Origin of the sequence: Streptococcus timonensis (assembly GCF_047463455.1) — a bacterium.
GTDB classification, from domain to species: domain Bacteria; phylum Bacillota; class Bacilli; order Lactobacillales; family Streptococcaceae; genus Streptococcus; species Streptococcus timonensis_B.
On the sequence record NZ_JASHDV010000001.1, the window covers coordinates 411,849 to 427,142 of the forward strand.

At 39.1% G+C, this 15,294-nt stretch carries 18 protein-coding genes; 5 read left to right on the top strand and 13 right to left on the bottom strand.

Annotation, left to right across the window (positions count from 1 at the left end; genetic code table 11):
* Positions 1 to 35 precede the first annotated feature (35 nt).
* The 3 genes from QM847_RS02180 to rpsP are packed head-to-tail and all read right to left on the bottom strand — an operon-like array spanning position 36 to position 956.
* Positions 36 to 380 carry a MazG nucleotide pyrophosphohydrolase domain-containing protein gene (locus QM847_RS02180; RefSeq protein WP_269797059.1) on the bottom strand — a complete coding sequence of 115 codons (345 nt, stop codon included), beginning with the start codon at positions 378 to 380 and terminating at the stop codon, positions 36 to 38.
* A gap of 44 nt (positions 381 to 424) precedes the next feature.
* Positions 425 to 664: an RNA-binding protein KphA gene (gene kphA, locus QM847_RS02185; RefSeq protein WP_075567830.1), complete on the bottom strand. Its 240-nt coding sequence runs from the start codon at positions 662 to 664 to the stop codon at positions 425 to 427.
* Between the two features lie 19 nt (positions 665 to 683).
* Entirely contained in the window at positions 684 to 956 is a 273-nt protein-coding gene (gene rpsP, locus QM847_RS02190; RefSeq protein ID WP_000268760.1) for a 30S ribosomal protein S16, read from the bottom strand.
* Between the two features lie 493 nt (positions 957 to 1,449).
* Between rpsP and QM847_RS02195 the strand changes: the two genes are divergently transcribed.
* The 5 genes from QM847_RS02195 (at position 1,450) to QM847_RS02215 (ending at position 4,918) form a co-directional block, all read left to right on the top strand.
* A complete protein-coding gene (locus QM847_RS02195) occupies positions 1,450 to 2,046 on the top strand; it encodes a DUF3796 domain-containing protein (protein WP_414353469.1) in 597 nt (198 codons plus the stop codon).
* 2 nt (positions 2,047 to 2,048) lie between these two features.
* Positions 2,049 to 2,273, top strand: coding sequence for a helix-turn-helix transcriptional regulator (locus tag QM847_RS02200; RefSeq protein WP_042769224.1), 225 nt, complete (start codon positions 2,049 to 2,051; stop codon positions 2,271 to 2,273).
* 163 nt (positions 2,274 to 2,436) lie between these two features.
* Complete coding sequence (locus tag QM847_RS02205; RefSeq protein WP_414353470.1) at positions 2,437 to 3,243, top strand: peptidylprolyl isomerase; 807 nt, start codon at positions 2,437 to 2,439, stop codon at positions 3,241 to 3,243.
* Between the two features lie 27 nt (positions 3,244 to 3,270).
* Positions 3,271 to 3,510 carry a zinc-ribbon domain-containing protein gene (locus tag QM847_RS02210; RefSeq protein ID WP_142556861.1) on the top strand — a complete coding sequence of 80 codons (240 nt, stop codon included), beginning with the start codon at positions 3,271 to 3,273 and terminating at the stop codon, positions 3,508 to 3,510.
* 112 nt (positions 3,511 to 3,622) lie between these two features.
* Entirely contained in the window at positions 3,623 to 4,918 is a 1,296-nt protein-coding gene (locus QM847_RS02215) for a hypothetical protein (protein ID WP_414353473.1), read from the top strand.
* A gap of 30 nt (positions 4,919 to 4,948) precedes the next feature.
* On the opposite strand, the gene QM847_RS02220 is transcribed toward QM847_RS02215, so the two are convergent.
* The 10 genes from QM847_RS02220 to QM847_RS02265 form a co-directional block, all read right to left on the bottom strand.
* A complete protein-coding gene (locus QM847_RS02220; RefSeq protein ID WP_269797054.1) occupies positions 4,949 to 6,490 on the bottom strand; it encodes an ABC-F family ATP-binding cassette domain-containing protein in 1,542 nt (513 codons plus the stop codon).
* 13 nt (positions 6,491 to 6,503) lie between these two features.
* A complete protein-coding gene (locus tag QM847_RS02225; protein WP_269797053.1) occupies positions 6,504 to 6,965 on the bottom strand; it encodes a VanZ family protein in 462 nt (153 codons plus the stop codon).
* Between the two features lies 1 nt (position 6,966).
* Positions 6,967 to 8,052 carry a 23S rRNA (adenine(2503)-C(2))-methyltransferase RlmN gene (rlmN, locus tag QM847_RS02230; RefSeq protein ID WP_269797052.1) on the bottom strand — a complete coding sequence of 362 codons (1,086 nt, stop codon included), beginning with the start codon at positions 8,050 to 8,052 and terminating at the stop codon, positions 6,967 to 6,969.
* Between the two features lie 20 nt (positions 8,053 to 8,072).
* Positions 8,073 to 8,603, bottom strand: coding sequence for a YutD family protein (locus QM847_RS02235; protein ID WP_269797051.1), 531 nt, complete (start codon positions 8,601 to 8,603; stop codon positions 8,073 to 8,075).
* Between the two features lie 164 nt (positions 8,604 to 8,767).
* Positions 8,768 to 9,637: an aquaglyceroporin Gla gene (gla, locus tag QM847_RS02240; protein WP_269797050.1), complete on the bottom strand. Its 870-nt coding sequence runs from the start codon at positions 9,635 to 9,637 to the stop codon at positions 8,768 to 8,770.
* A 305-nt stretch (positions 9,638 to 9,942) separates the two neighbouring features.
* Positions 9,943 to 11,106 carry an ATP-grasp domain-containing protein gene (locus tag QM847_RS02245; protein WP_269797049.1) on the bottom strand — a complete coding sequence of 388 codons (1,164 nt, stop codon included), beginning with the start codon at positions 11,104 to 11,106 and terminating at the stop codon, positions 9,943 to 9,945.
* A gap of 12 nt (positions 11,107 to 11,118) precedes the next feature.
* On the bottom strand, positions 11,119 to 11,859 hold the full coding sequence (locus tag QM847_RS02250; protein ID WP_269797048.1) for an esterase family protein: 741 nt from the start codon (positions 11,857 to 11,859) through the stop codon (positions 11,119 to 11,121).
* A 21-nt stretch (positions 11,860 to 11,880) separates the two neighbouring features.
* Entirely contained in the window at positions 11,881 to 12,705 is an 825-nt protein-coding gene (locus QM847_RS02255) for an alpha/beta hydrolase (RefSeq protein ID WP_269797047.1), read from the bottom strand.
* A gap of 134 nt (positions 12,706 to 12,839) precedes the next feature.
* On the bottom strand, positions 12,840 to 14,054 hold the full coding sequence (gene thiI / locus QM847_RS02260; RefSeq protein ID WP_269797046.1) for a tRNA uracil 4-sulfurtransferase ThiI: 1,215 nt from the start codon (positions 14,052 to 14,054) through the stop codon (positions 12,840 to 12,842).
* 8 nt (positions 14,055 to 14,062) lie between these two features.
* Entirely contained in the window at positions 14,063 to 15,205 is a 1,143-nt protein-coding gene (locus tag QM847_RS02265) for a cysteine desulfurase family protein (protein WP_269797045.1), read from the bottom strand.
* Positions 15,206 to 15,294: the final 89 nt, after the last annotated feature.

The window sequence follows — 15,294 nt, forward strand, 5'->3', positions numbered from 1 at the left end:
TTCAAGTAATAATGTATCAGATTGAAAACTGGTACTTAATGATGACTGCTTTCGTTAGTCTCATCAAGATACTGTTCTAGATTTCGTTCATGATTGTATTTAATAGATGCTTTCTTGTCTTTCTCAAAAATTGTCTTCGTTAAATCAATATTATTTATAGCTGCAATCGCAATTGTATAGTGAATAATATCAGCTAGTTCGATTGCTAATTCAATATTTGAGTCTTGAACCCCTGTTTTTCGCCCAGAACGTCCATTCAAAACTTCAGCTACTTCTCCGACCTCTTCAACTAATTTTATAAAAAGACCTTCCTCTGTTCGTGATTTCTTGTAATGTTCTAACAAATAGGCCTCTAATTGTCTAATAGTTACATCTTTCATGCCATTCTCCTTGCAAAAAAAGCGAGACCTAAGTCCCGCTCTTTTTATTTTTCATCAATAACGATTCTTACTTTTTTGTCTTCAGTTGGGACAGAGTAGACAATCGTTCTTATCGCTGAGATAGTGCGACCTTTACGTCCAATCACACGACCTACATCACTCTGGTCAAGATTCAAATGGTATTCCATAAACTCTGGAGTGTCTTGAATTTTGATAGTTAAGGCATCTGGTTGTGAAATCAAAGGTTTCACAATTGCAATAATGAGATTTTCAATCGTATCCATCTGTCAACCTACTTTAAACTTATTTAGAGAATTTAGAATCGTGGAATTTTTTCAATACGCCTTCTTTTGAAAGGATGTTACGTACTGTATCTGAAGGTTGAGCTCCATCAGCCAACCATGCAAGAACGCGGTCTTCTTTCAAAGTTACTTGGTTTTCAGCAACAAGTGGGTTGTATGTTCCAACAGTTTCGATGAAACGTCCGTCACGTGGTGAACGTGAATCTGCAACGTTAATACGGTAGAAAGGTTTTTTCTTAGAACCCATACGAGTCAAACGGATTTTTACTGCCATTTTTAATATCTCTTTTCTTTTATTTTTTAATTCGGTGAAATAGCTAGGCTATTTAGCACATGTTCTATTATAGCAAATTTCTGAGAGGTGTCAAGAAAAAAACTTGACAGACTTTATAATTTTTAAATTTTTTAGACTAATAGGGATAAATTAGAAAGAGAAACTTTATGAATACTACAATTAAGGACATTTATAAAGACCACCAAGTCAAATCCTTCATTTATCCTGAACGTGATTTGGATGCTTGTCTCCTAAATCCCAAGCCCGTTCCCAAATGAAACAAGAACTTATTAACGAAACTATCCAAACCAAATACGATGCATTGCTTCAAAGAATTCTTTAGTTGTTTGACTATCAAGAGCTTTTATTAAAAAATTTTTTCAAATAATTGCCACATTGACACATAAATTCTTGCTTTCTAAATTTAAGTGTGATATATTTATAACATAAAATTTAAATGTTATATATTTATAACATAAAAAAGGAGTCTATCATGAAAAAAAGTCAAAAAATGCGTGGCCTCATTGCAATGATTGCCGTAGCTCTCTTTATTGATTTTATTGTTTTATTTGGTTCTAATCTTAGTTGGGGACCCAAGTTAGTTATTACTGGTATTTCAGTGCAATGTCAAATTGTAGCTATTTGGAGCTGGCTACATATGAAACTATGGTCTCATAAAAGTCAGAAAGGTAAGGGAAAGATTATTTTTGACTTGTCTGCTAAGCTTTACACGATACTTTTGTTTGCAGCAAGTATTTTTTATACATTAGGAATTTGGGTTGCGACCCCAAGCGAAAGTTCTGGTATTAAAGAATGGATTTTGGGAATTGGCCTCGTTATCGAAGTGATTTTATTTGCTTTTTTCTGTTTGAAAAATGTCAAGGAAACTCCGGACGAACGCTTTTATGCTAATTTAGCCAAGGCAACTAGCTTAATGTTTGTTTTTATACTAGGCGCACTGATGATCCTAGCAGTTATCATTGGGTATATGGGGTCTCTCACTCTTTACATGGGACAGATATTTATTAGCATAGCTGCCTTGATTTGCATCTTTGCGGTTGTCTATCTTATCTTGGAACGGAGAGGATAAGTATGGCCAAAGAAAGCAATATTATTACTAATCTTAAATCTGTTCGTGAGTCCACAGGCATGACCCAGCAGGAGTTAGCCGACCTCATCGGCATGCGACGCGAGACAATTCTGCACTTGGAAAATAACCGTTACAATCCTTCACTGGAAATGGCTCTTAAAATTGCTCAAGTTTTTAATCTGAAAGTAGAAGACCTCTTTGAACTCAGACAGAAAGAGGAAGCATAATTCTTTTCGAGACCTAGCATTAAGTTCATTGATTAATGTTGAATATTTTCAAGATGATGATGAAATCCCAACTATTATCTAATCCAGTTCTGTAAACTACTAATATTTGAAATCCTTTGTTAATTAAGGTACAATAGTATAAATGATTCTTGAAAGGATTACTATGAAAAAAATAGCTACACTTCTCTTAGTTTCCACTTTTGTCCTTGCTGGATGTACTAGTCTCCAACGTACACTTCGTGGGGATGATTACGTTGATACAAAAATTGCCGAGGAAGAACGTTCAAAAGCTGCAAACAAAGAAGCTGCTGACTTAAAAGATGCCTTGACAAATGAAAATGCTAACTTCCCTCAACTTTCTAAGGAAGTTGCTGAAAACGAGGCTGAAGCTATCCTCCACACAAGCCTAGGCGATATCCGCATCAAGCTCTTTCCAAAGTTAGCTCCACTTGCCGTTGAAAACTTCCTTACTCACGCTAAAGAAGGTTATTACAATGGTGTTACCTTCCATCGTGTGATTGACGGATTTATGATTCAAGGCGGAGATCCAAAAGGGAATGGTACTGGTGGGGAATCTATCTGGCATGGCAAGGATAATACCAAGGATACTGGAACTGGTTTTAAAAATGAAATCTCTCCTTATCTATACAATATCCGTGGCTCCCTTTCAATGGCAAATACTGGACAGCCAAATACCAATGGTAGCCAATTTTTCATCAATCAAAGTACAACAGACTATTCTGCTAAACTTCCTACAAGTAGCTATCCTAAGAAAATTATCGAAGCCTACAAAGAAGGTGGAAATCCTAGTCTTGATGGCAAGCACCCTGTCTTTGGACAAGTCATAGAAGGTATGGACGTTGTAGATAAGATTGCTAAGGCTGAAAAAGATGAAAAAGATAAACCAACTACTGCTATCACTATCGACAGTATCGAAATTGTTAAAGACTACGATTTTAGTAAAAAATAACATCATTAATTTTAAGGAGATTATAAAATGATTCTATTTTGGGGGTCAAAAGGTTATCAAAAAGTGTTGGGAAATACACAAACTGCTATCGAGTGTGGCCATTGTAACAATGTTGGTACTTGGGAAATTACGGAATACGGACGTAAGTTTACTCTTTACTGGATTCCACTCTTTCCTTACGGAAAAACTTATTTCGTTTCTTGCCCGATTTGTCACTATGGAAAAGAAATTCAAAAGTCTGAGATTGAACAATATCTCAACTATTAATAAAAGATAGGTCATGTGCCTATCTTTTTCTTTAACTTGCATCGATTATGGAAGCGTTCTCTTACGTATGAATCTATGATATAATAGAGTTAATAATTGATGGAGGCTCTCTATGAAACCATATAAAATAAGCTTGATACGACTTTGCTTGGTCTTATTAGGATATTTAATCTATAATCTCGTTTATTTTGCCCTCTTCTATTCAGCAGGTTATGCATTTTTCATTCTATGGCCTGTATTCTTTTTAGCATTAGGCTTGATTCTTTTAGGTAATTTTTTTGCCTTTAGGGATCCTCTGAAATTAAAATCAACCTTTAAAGATAATCCCTTAGTTCGAAAGACTAGTAGTATACAAGTAATTTTAGCGACTATCGGAGTCTGCTTACAATTATCAAATGTAGTTTACCTACGTTGGTGGCCGATCAATTATATTGATAATTTTCCAACATTATTTTGTATTAGTCTTCTCTACTCTGCTATTTTCTTTATCGGGAATTTTCAAAAAACGAAGCTCGAACAAGACGACAAGTCTTCAAACAAATCAAGTCTTGTTTTTGGAGCTATAGTCGTTTTCTTATGCAACCTCTTGTTAATCACTAATAGCAAAGTTTCAGTATGGGGCTCTACGGATCAATATGTACAGGATTTTAAAGACTTTGGACTAAAAGGAAAAGTCGAAGTATATGAGAAAAAACATTTAATTGAACCATACAATGGAACACTTACAACTTTATTCTATAATGAAACTTTATCGAATGGAGAAAGTTTTATCGATTTTATTTATGTTTCTGATGTGCAAAATGGGACACATGTGACAGCATTAGATAAAAAGGACAAAGAAGAAATTCGTTCCTATCTTGAAAATGATAAGGAAAAAGATTTATTTGATAAAGTTACACTAGAGCAATTCGAATTTGTCTTAAAAGTCTATGAAGAAAGAATAAAGGATCTAAAATTAAAAGATGATATAGCGACTAAACTAAATGAGGCAGTTGGTTTCAAATTATTAGAGAATTATTCTGTCGAGATTACACCAGCTGACAGAAGAAAATTTTATAGTAATCTAATTAAAGAAGCTGTAAAAAACAGAGAAAATGGAGACACAGATATTGCAGGATTTTACAATATCGATATTAACAAACATATCAACAATAAATCTTTAATCGTTTCTATCAAACACTTAAATTTTAGTGAAATCGACGATAGTCAAAATCATAAAAATGATAATCGTGTAGACTACTTAAAAGATAAATTAATATCACTTCCAGTCGGAACTCTATCAGATGGTATCTATAAATTCACTGTTAGCACTTTATCTGACGGCAAATATACCGACGTCACCATCACGATGGTTGTTGAAAATGGCAAGAGTTACTTTGAAAAAGATAGTCTTAAGCAACTAAATTAGTCAAAAAACCAAGTCAAATAGACTTGGTTTTTATGTTAATTCATTGAAATCCCAAATTTGGTCCATCCAGCCTTCATAGAAGTCTGGTTCGTGGCAAACCATAAGGATTGACCCTTTATATTCTTTCAGAGCACGTTTGAGTTCGTCCTTGGCATCCACATCCAAGTGGTTAGTAGGTTCGTCAAGAACAAGGACATTGTTCTCACGGTTCATCAAAAGACAGAAACGAACCTTGGCTTGTTCACCACCAGATAGAACTTGAATCTGACTTTCGATGTGCTTCGTTGTCAAACCACAGCGGGCAAGGGCTGCACGCACTTCTGCTTGATTGAGGGCTGGAAAGGCATTCCAAACCGCTTCTAGAGGCGTCTGGCGATTGCCACCTTCCACTTCTTGTTCAAAGTAGCCGAGTTCTAGATAATCCCCACGTTCAACTTCACCAGCGATTGGTGGGATAATTCCCAAAAGACTCTTCAAGAGGGTTGTTTTCCCAATACCGTTGGCACCAATGATGGCCACCTTTTGATTGCGTTCAAAGGTAAGATTCAAAGGTTTGGTAAGCGGACGGTCGTAACCAATCTGTAAATCCTTGGCTTGGAAGATAAAGCGTCCAGGTGTACGAGCTGGTTTAAAATCAAAGGACGGCTTTGGTTTCTCACTTTGGAGCTCGATAATGTCCATCTTATCCAATTTCTTCTGGCGAGACATGGCCATGTTTCGAGTAGCAACACGCGCCTTATTACGGGCTACGAAATCCTTGAGATCAGCAATTTCTTTCTGTTGACGCTCATAGGCTGCTTCTAGTTGCGATTTTTTCATAGCATAGACTTCTTGGAACTGGTAGTAATCGCCAGAGTAGCGTGTCAACTGTTGATTTTCAACGTGATATACGATATTGATCACATCATTGAGGAATGGAATATCGTGCGAAATAAGGACAAAGGCATTCTCATAGTTCTGCAGATAACGCTTGAGCCAGTCAATATGCTCAGCATCCAGATAGTTGGTTGGCTCGTCCAAAAGCAAGATATCTGGCTTTTCAAGAAGGAGTTTGGCTAAAAGGACCTTGGTACGTTGTCCACCTGACAAGGCGGTTACGTCCGTATCCATACCATAATCCATGACACCAAGAGCACGCGCGACTTCGTCAATCTTAGCATCCAAGGTATAAAAGTCACGGCTCTCTAAACGATCTTGGAGTTCTCCAACTTCTTCCATCAGAGCTTCAATATCTGCACCTTCTTCTGCCATTTCCATGTAAAGGTCATTGATACGAGCTTCGGCTTTGAATAATTCGTCAAAAGCAGTACGAAGGACATCACGCACGGTTTGACCTTCTTTGAGCACAGCGTGCTGGTCCAGGTAGCCTGCTGTCACATATTTTGACCATTCCACCTTACCTTCATCAGGTAACATTTTACCAGTTACAATGCTCATGAAGGTTGACTTTCCTTCACCGTTAGCACCAACTAGTCCGATGTGTTCACCCTTGAGGAGACGGAAGGACACGTCTTCAAAAATCGCACGGTCACCAAAACCGTGACTCAAATTTTTAACTTCTAAGATACTCATTTTAATTCCTTATCTAGTTTCTATTTAGTAGTTTATAGAGGACCCAAGCCAAGTAGCCACCTAAAGTATTGGTCCATAAATCATCAATCTCAAAGACCCGATTGAAATCAAAGAAAAAATCCAAAACTAATTGTGTACACTCGATTCCCAAGCTCAGTAAAAAACTGAGAAGAAGAACCTTTTTAGTTTTTCTTAGATAGGGCGTGAGATAGAGTAGTTGGAAAATCAGAGGGAAGAGCAAGAGGACATTTAAAGCATTTTGCAAAAAGATCCAAAATAGCTGTGTGATACTTGTTACTTCTCCCAGTTTCCAAAGGGAGTTAAAAGGCGTCAAAAGAAAAACCAGGCGTCCAATAGTTTGAATACCTGGAGTTTCCACTCCTATCGGAAGTTTTGGCTGAGGAGTAAAACAAAAACAGATAATACAGATACTGTATAGCACGACTCCCAAGCTAAGTATTTTTTTTCGTTTCATCTTATGGATTTACTTCTGCTACTGCTTTTTGGCGATCACGCTTCATGGTATTTGAACGCAATTGTCCACAAGCTGCATCGATGTCAGTACCGTGTTCTTGACGAACAACACAGTTGATTCCTTTTTTCTTAAGTGTATCATAGAAGGCCATGACACGCTCTTTTGGGCTTCGACTATACTGGTCGTGCTCACTAACTGGGTTGTAAGGAATCAAGTTGACATATGACAATTTCTTGATATTTTTGAGCAACTCTGCCAACTCAAGCGCCTGTTCTACTCCATCATTAACTTCATTGAGCATGATATACTCAAAAGTAACACGACGGTTGGTTGTTTCGATGTAGTATTCGATAGCTGCAAAGAGTTTTTCAATTGGGAAGGCACGGTTAATCTTCATGATGCTTGAACGAAGTTCATTGTTTGGCGCATGAAGTGAGACAGCAAGGTTGACCTGAACACCTTCATTGGCAAAATCGCGAATCTTGTGAGCCAAGCCTGAAGTGGATACTGTGATATGACGCGCACCGATAGCCATTCCCTTGTCATCATTGATGGTACGAATGAAGTTTAAAACGTTATTGTAGTTATCAAATGGTTCTCCAATACCCATAACAACGATATGACTGACACGCTCATCTTGACCACGTTCGTCAAAATATTTTTGAACAAGCATAATTTGAGCCACAATTTCCCCGTTATTGAGGTCACGTTGCTTCTTAATCAAACCTGATGCACAGAAGGTACAACCGATATTACATCCTACCTGAGTCGTTACACAGACTGATAAACCGTAGTGCTGACGCATCAGGACAGTCTCAATCAACATACCATCTGGCAACTCAAAGAGGTACTTGACTGTTCCATCAGCTGACTCTTGAACGATGCGTTGCTTCAAGGGATTAACTACAAACTGGTCATTAAGCTTAGCAATTAAATCCTTTGATAGGTTAGTCATTTCTTCAAATGTCTGAACACGTTTACGGTAGAGCCACTCCCAAATCTGATCAGCTCGGAATTTCTTTTCTCCTTGCTCTAAGACCCATTCTTGCATTCCTTGACGAGTTAAACTATAAATCGACGATTTCATCTCTTCTCCTTATTCTTTGGTCATTTCTGACGAATAACAAAATGACGGTCTTCCTTAACCTCTGTTTGAGGTTTTTGCTCTTTTCGACGACGTCTATTTCTCTTGTCTGTATGATTTTTTTTCTTGTTTTGGGAAGGTTTCTTACCTCTTCGAGAGTCTTTTTCTTCCTCTTTTTTGCGAATCTTCTGGTCGAAAGATGCTCGTTTCGGCGCCTGATTTTCTAAAACGAAATAGGCACAACCATAACTACAGTATTCCAGTAGATAATCCTGTAAACGACTGATTTTTTCTAAAGATTCTTCAGCTCGTTCATTTTTATAAAATCCACGCAAGCGTAACTGTTCATTACTCCAGTCACCAACTATATAATCATACTTGTTTAAAACTTCGGAGAAACGTTGAGTAAAAGCCGTTGCATCAAAAGCATCCTTGCTATTTTCAACCAAGATAAAAGAAAAACCTTCAGCTTCAACCTTAGTATCATTCATATGAAATTCCGGACCAGGGAATTTATTGTAATTGTATAATTCAGGTGCAATTTCTTTACGCATAATCTTCCTTTTTCAACGATTTCTTAATACTCTATTTTACCATATTTTCGAGATATTTTCACATTTGATAGAAAAAGAAAAAAATCTGACTATTTCAATATTCAATTCTAAAAGAGACAACTGTACTAAAAAGAAAAAAACTGGGAAAACCCAGTTTTTAAATCTTATAGGTAAAGGAATTTGAAGAGCGCTACTGCTGCAATAGCCGCTGCAATCGGTGCAACTACTGGTACCCAAGCATACCACCATTTTGAATCACCCTTGTGTTGACCAAGGATTGATTTTGGAAGGAAGGCGTGAAGAAGACGTGGTCCAAAGTCACGAGCTGGGTTCAAACCTGGTCCTGAAGGTCCACCAAGTGAAGTAACCAAGGCCATTACCAAGAAACCAAGTGCCATGTGACCTACCGCAACACCTGCTGTTGTATGTGGTGCTGTTTGAGCTTTAATGGCCAAATCAGAGAAGTCAACAGTTTGACCTGCTTGAGTTGCCATTTGCTTCATGTATTGAAGAACTTCAGCTCCGAAGAAGTTCTTTGTCAATCCAAGAGCTGCAAAGAAAAGAACGAATGAACCAACAAACTCATTGATAAAACCGTTAACTGTTGCTGCAAAGCGTGATTCTTTTGTACCGTGGTCCAAACTTGAAATAGTTGAGAAAGATCCCAAGATGTTATTTGGGTTTTCTGTCTTCAAGTAGTAGGGACGGTGTGTTGCAACAACTAATGCTTGTCCGAAGATTGCTCCCAAAACTTGCATAATGATGTAAGGTGCAACTTGAGCCCATGGGAATAGACCGCTAACTGCAAGACCTAGGGTGAAGGCTGGGTTGATGTGGTTTCCAGAAACGTTACCAAACATCAAGGCAGGAATCATAACCCCCATACCATAACCAACTGCGATAACGAGCCAGCCACTTTGGTGACCTTTCGTACCTTTAAGTTCAACGTTAGCAACAGCACCATTTCCCAAAACGATTAAGATAGCTGTTCCCAAAAATTCTGTGGCATATTTAATTGCCCATGTGAAATCCATTGATAGATTCTCCTTATTATTTTTTAGACAATCCCTATTCTATCAATTTTTATTTTTTTTATCAACAGATATTCTAAAGATTCACTTAGAAAACGCTTTTATTTAGGGCTTTTTAAAAAGAGAGTGGGACAGAAATCGGTAATTCGTTAGAATTCGATTTCGTCGTCCCACCTCCGCACAGTTGAGTAGGACTGTAAAAGCTGATGAAATCAGCGAAGTAGAGCCCACTCAACCACTGCGTCTTGCTCGACAATCCAAATAAAATTGAGAGACTAGGACTTTTGTCCCAGCCTCTTCATATCCTATTATTGACGTTGCCCAAAGTCCTGAATCATCTGCTCCATTTCCTCACGACTTGGTGTCGTTAGCATATAGAGATAATCTCCTTGCAATTCAGCAAAGGCTGCTGGCATGACCTTCTTGACCTTAAACTGCTGACCGTATTTAGCAAGTAAGTCTTCTTCTGAATAAACATAGTTGGCATTGGCGCGACGAGATGTTGCCAAGCAATACTGGGTTTCAAATGGAGACTCTGGGAATGCTTCACCTGCAACGATAGCTGCATAGCCCTTGTACAAATCTAAAGAATGCGCATAGTTATAGACATCAATAGTGAAACCACCCGCTGGACGGTTATTGTACTCAATGGCAATATAATCATCACCCTCACGGAAGAACTCGATATGGAAGAAACGTTCTTTCATACCAAATTCTTTGACAATTGCCTCACCATATTTACGCAATTTTGGATCCATCTCTTTAAGAACGTAATAAGAATTATCCATCTTGTAGATCATGAGATCGAGGGGTGTGTGGGCGTAGTCAAAGGTCGTAGAAAAGACAATATTTCCATCTCTATCTACCAAACCATCGAAGGTACAGATCTCACTAGAGGTGACAAATTTTTCAAAGAAATAGATGGTTGAGTGGTCCCATTCAGCCTTAAAGTGATTGACATCATCTTCCGTTTCAAGTTTAAAGGTTGCTGCTGCACCTACTCCATTGTCAGGTTTGGCAATCATTGGAAGGCCGATTTCTTTCACAGCTTTGTCAACATCTGCTTCTGTTTCAATGACAGCTCCTGGCACAACAGGAACTCCTGCTCTTTTGAAGAGTTTTTTCATTTCAGACTTAAACTTGGTTTTTTTGAGGTCTTCTGGTTTAGCACCAAAAACATTGAACTGTTCACGAAGGGCCGCATCCAACTCTAGCCAGTATTCATTGTGTGATTCGATGCGATCGATTGGACCATGCTTATAGAAAAGAAAGGCTACTGCACGTTTAACTTCATCAAGATTTTCGAGATTATCAACTCGGAAGTACTCCGTTAAGCTATTGCGCAATGGTTCATCTAGTTGTTCGTAGGGTTCTTGCCCAATCCCTAGAACTGTAATTCCTTTATTGGCTAGTTCAATACTAAATTGTTGGAAATTTTGTGGGTAATAGGGTGAAATTACAAGATAATTCATAAGCAACTCCTTTTATAGACTCATATGACCGAGGAAATATGGCATTTGTTTGCGCCACCAATCCCAATCATGGGCAACATCGTGTCCCCACTCTGCAAACCAGGCAGGAATTTGTTTTTGGTCAAAGGCCTCTTTGAGTTTGTAGAAAGAAGGTAGGCCATCGTGTTCCCATGCACCAAGACCTGTACAGACCACAATTTCAGCTTGACGATAACGGTCGATAAACCAGCCATCATTTTGATTCCAGATATAATCTACTGGTGAATTTTGATAGATGGCATCGTCATTGTAGTAATCTCCAACGAAGAAACGTGCATCATAAACACCGCTAAGAGCAATTACTTTCGTGAAAACATCCGGGTGTTGTAGGAAGAAGTTGAGGGCATGGTAAGCGCCCATGGAGCAACCTGTCGCCATCATACCGTCGAACCAACCTGTCTTATGCTTGATAAAAGGAATAGCCTCTTCAATGACATATCGTTCATAGGCGCGGTGCATTTCAGCTTGGTCGTGACCATTTTTCCAAGTTGCAAGCCAGCTCTCGCTGTCGACACTTGAAAGTGTAAAGAACTGAACACGGCCCTCCTCGATAAAGGACGCACAAGCATCAATCATGCCAAAATCATAGTATTCATTGTGGCTACCACCTGAGGATGCAAAGACAACAACTGGGATACCTGCGTGTCCGTATCGGTTGACATACATTTCACGATTTAGATTTCCACTCCAATGACTAAGATGTTCGATATTCATATAACGTCTCCTTTATAGTGATTACCAATTTTCTGCAAAAAAACGTAGGCAAGCTGGTAGATTTTCTGACCATGGCACTTCATGGTGAATGGCTCCAGCCTGAACCTTGAGAGAGAGATTTTCCAACTCAACTCCTCCTGCTATTAAATCATGATAATAGCGAAGAGAAGAGTCAATATAGGCCTGCTTGATATTGCCAGCCATGAGGGTCTTATCTGTATCATCTGCCTCTTCCGTTCCAACATAGATAAAAACTCGCTGATCAGGTAATAGTTTTTTACGCTCGATATAGCGATCAAAAGCCTCTTGGTGAAGCCAGTTAGCTGATGAGAAAACTCCCAAACATCCAATCTGATCTTGATACTCCAAGCCAATAAACTGGGTAATATTTCCACCCAGAGAAGATCCTATCATGGCAGTGTGTTTACGGTCTGATTTTGTCCGATAGTTTTCATCGATAAAGGGTTTAACCACTTCCATGACAAATTCTGCATACTCGACTCCCTTCCCACCAAACTGCTGACCGGGAATATTAGACTCTTGGAATTTCCAAGCGGCATACTCGTTCATACGTCCTAGGCCATCATTGTCAATAGCTACCACAATCATACGGCTGATATCCGGATTACGCTTGATAGCCGGGATAATCTTCCAGGAATGACCAACATAGGATTCTTTACTATAAAAGACATTTTGTCCATCATGGAAATAGACAACTGGATAAGTTCGATCTGTGTCTTTCTCATAGTTTTTCGGGAGGAGAACACGTACACGGCGTTCCTTGCCTGTGTATGGAACCTTCAGCTTATGCTCTCGCATTTTCAAATAAAAATAGGATTGATTCATTGTCAGAAAACTCTCTATATTCAAAATTTTATCTTATTATAGCACAAAAATAGAAAAAAGTCGGTTTTCGTCCAAATTTAAGACAATAAACTAACTTTTTTTACTTATTTTATCTTTTCCTCTGGTTTTTCTGATTAAAGGAGATCATCGATTAACTCATCGACTGCATCCTTCTCAGCCTGAGGTGTAATTTCAGTAATCATAATTCCCGCTACTGCTCTCTCAACCAAGCCTTCGACATCCATACGTGCTTCATATTGCTCCGCATTCTTAATCTTCGGATTTGTTTTGGGACGATCTGGCGCAAAAATGGTACAGCAGTCCTCAAATGGCTGGATAGAGATTTCAAAGGTATCAATTTCTTGTGCAATGTCAATGATTTCCAACTTGTCCATGGTCACGACTGGACGGATAATTGGTGTATTGGTCACGGCATTGATAGCCTGCATACTTTCTAGGGTTTGGCTTGCCACCTGACCAAGACTTTCACCATTAATAATGACCAAACCTTTTCTCACTTCACGGATACGGTCTGTAATGCGCATCATAAAGCGACGAGTCAGGGTCATCAGATAAGCTTCTGGAGCCTTAGCCTTGATTTCTTCTTGAATCTCAGTAAAAGGTACTTCGATAAACTGGATATTTCCTCCGAACTTAGTCAATTTACGGGTTAAATCTTGGGCTTTCTTGAGGGCACCTGGACTTGTGTATGGAGGGCTAGCAAAGTGAACAGCCTCGATATCTACACCACGTTTCAGTGCAAGATACCCTGCTACAGGCGAGTCAATCCCTCCTGATAACATGAGCATGCCTTTACCAGAAGTTCCAACTGGCAGACCACCCGCACCACGAATAGTTTCATAAGAAAGGTAAGCTGCTTCCTCACGAATCTCCACTTGCAGATTGATATCAGGATTTTTCATTTGGACTTGAACGTTTGGAATAGCTTCAAAAACTGCTCCACCAAGCGTTTGATTGAGTTCACGACTATCCAGTTCAAAGTTGTGATCACTACGTTTGCTAGAGATCTTAAAGGTCATGCCTTCCTTGTAGATATCTTTCATAATATCTTGGACAGCAGACTTCAGAAGCTCGACAGATTTTTCAACCTTATATACTGGAGAAAAGTTTTGAATTCCAAAAACTTGCTTGAGGGATTCAGCTACTGCTGCATAATCGGCTCCATTGAGATAAACATGGGCACGGTCGCGATCAGCAGTTACCTTGACTTGAGGATAGATGGACAAGACATCTGAAATGTTATTACGTAGTTTATTGATGAAACGCATCCGGTTTTTACCTTTGGTTGAAAGTTCCCCGTAGCGAATCATAATTTCTGAATATTGCATGAATACTCCTATCTTACTTTTCTAGTTTGATTGTAAATTAATTTTAGTTTGGTCAAGAACTGCTCCACTTGACTCATGTCATTTTCTAGGTCTAGGCTGAGGCGTACTGCTGACTGGGCCTTATCTTTTTCAATCCCCATAGCAATCAAGGTTCCAGCAGGTTTTCCAGCCTTGGACGAACAAGCTGATGTTGTGGAAATGAAAATATCATAGTCTTCAAAGGCATGAACAATGACTTCACCGCGAACACCCTTAATCCCAAAGGTCAAAATATGAGGCGCAAAGTCTTCCTCACCTGAAAAGACAAAAATATCTGGATATTCAAGAAGAGCTTGACGAATGATCTCTTTCATCTGACTTGTTTTGCTAGCAAACAAGTCCAGTCGCTCCATAGCCAAACGTAGAGCCTTGGCAGTCGCTGCAATACCAGCTACATTCTCAGTCGTTGAACGATAGTTACGCTCTTGACCACCACCAGTTAAAAGCGGTGTAATCTTCTTACCAGACTTGATATAGACAAAGCCAACACCACGAACGCCGTGGAATTTATGACTAGAGAAGGTCGCAAAATCCACTCGGCCTGTCAAATACTTTTCTGTCGGAATCTTAGCCAAGGCCTGAACAGCATCAACGTGGAAAGAGACAGTTGGCTTATCCGCTAATAGTTCTGAGATAGCTTGAATAGGCTGGATAGAGCCGATTTCATTGTTGACTGCCATGACGGAAACCAAGGTCGTATCAGGACGAAGTAGATTTGCCAAAGCGGCTACATCTGCAAATCCCTTTTCATCTACAGGTGCAAAATCCACTTCAAACCCTTGAGTTTTGAGCCAGAGAGCTGACTCCTTGACTGCTGGGTGCTCAATGTCTGACACGATGATGTGTCTACCAAATTGCGCTTTTTCAAATGCAACTCCTTTGATAACCCAGTTATCCCCTTCAGTACCACCAGAGGTAAAGAAGACTTCTTCACTATTTTTGCCAATCAAATCTGCAATCTGCTGTCGAGAAGCTTCTAAAATTCTGGTAGACTGGTCACCCAATCGATGGAGACTGGAAGGATTTCCTATAATTTTTGAAGCAACTTGCATATAGGTCTCTAATGCTTCTGGGTAAGGCTTTGTCGTAGCCGAATTATCAAAGTAAATCATGGTTTCTCACGCTTTCTAAAATCACTTCTTCTATTGTAACATGAAAGGAAGGCTGGAACAAGAAAGAAAAAGCCCTAAATTCTGATAGA

Bases quoted from the DNA above. Each gene is read 5' to 3' on its own strand.
- QM847_RS02180 (WP_269797059.1), bottom strand. From the start codon at position 380: ATGAAAGATGTAACTATTAGACAATTAGAGGCCTATTTGTTAGAACAT.
- kphA (WP_075567830.1), bottom strand. From the start codon at position 664: ATGGATACGATTGAAAATCTCATTATTGCAATTGTGAAACCTTTGATT.
- rpsP (WP_000268760.1), bottom strand. From the start codon at position 956: ATGGCAGTAAAAATCCGTTTGACTCGTATGGGTTCTAAGAAAAAACCT.
- QM847_RS02195 (WP_414353469.1), top strand. From the start codon at position 1,450: ATGAAAAAAAGTCAAAAAATGCGTGGCCTCATTGCAATGATTGCCGTA.
- QM847_RS02200 (WP_042769224.1), top strand. From the start codon at position 2,049: ATGGCCAAAGAAAGCAATATTATTACTAATCTTAAATCTGTTCGTGAG.
- QM847_RS02205 (WP_414353470.1), top strand. From the start codon at position 2,437: ATGAAAAAAATAGCTACACTTCTCTTAGTTTCCACTTTTGTCCTTGCT.
- QM847_RS02210 (WP_142556861.1), top strand. From the start codon at position 3,271: ATGATTCTATTTTGGGGGTCAAAAGGTTATCAAAAAGTGTTGGGAAAT.
- QM847_RS02215 (WP_414353473.1), top strand. From the start codon at position 3,623: ATGAAACCATATAAAATAAGCTTGATACGACTTTGCTTGGTCTTATTA.
- QM847_RS02220 (WP_269797054.1), bottom strand. From the start codon at position 6,490: ATGAGTATCTTAGAAGTTAAAAATTTGAGTCACGGTTTTGGTGACCGT.
- QM847_RS02225 (WP_269797053.1), bottom strand. From the start codon at position 6,965: ATGAAACGAAAAAAAATACTTAGCTTGGGAGTCGTGCTATACAGTATC.
- rlmN (WP_269797052.1), bottom strand. From the start codon at position 8,052: ATGAAATCGTCGATTTATAGTTTAACTCGTCAAGGAATGCAAGAATGG.
- QM847_RS02235 (WP_269797051.1), bottom strand. From the start codon at position 8,603: ATGCGTAAAGAAATTGCACCTGAATTATACAATTACAATAAATTCCCT.
- gla (WP_269797050.1), bottom strand. From the start codon at position 9,637: ATGGATTTCACATGGGCAATTAAATATGCCACAGAATTTTTGGGAACA.
- QM847_RS02245 (WP_269797049.1), bottom strand. From the start codon at position 11,106: ATGAATTATCTTGTAATTTCACCCTATTACCCACAAAATTTCCAACAA.
- QM847_RS02250 (WP_269797048.1), bottom strand. From the start codon at position 11,859: ATGAATATCGAACATCTTAGTCATTGGAGTGGAAATCTAAATCGTGAA.
- QM847_RS02255 (WP_269797047.1), bottom strand. From the start codon at position 12,705: ATGAATCAATCCTATTTTTATTTGAAAATGCGAGAGCATAAGCTGAAG.
- thiI (WP_269797046.1), bottom strand. From the start codon at position 14,054: ATGCAATATTCAGAAATTATGATTCGCTACGGGGAACTTTCAACCAAA.
- QM847_RS02265 (WP_269797045.1), bottom strand. From the start codon at position 15,205: ATGATTTACTTTGATAATTCGGCTACGACAAAGCCTTACCCAGAAGCA.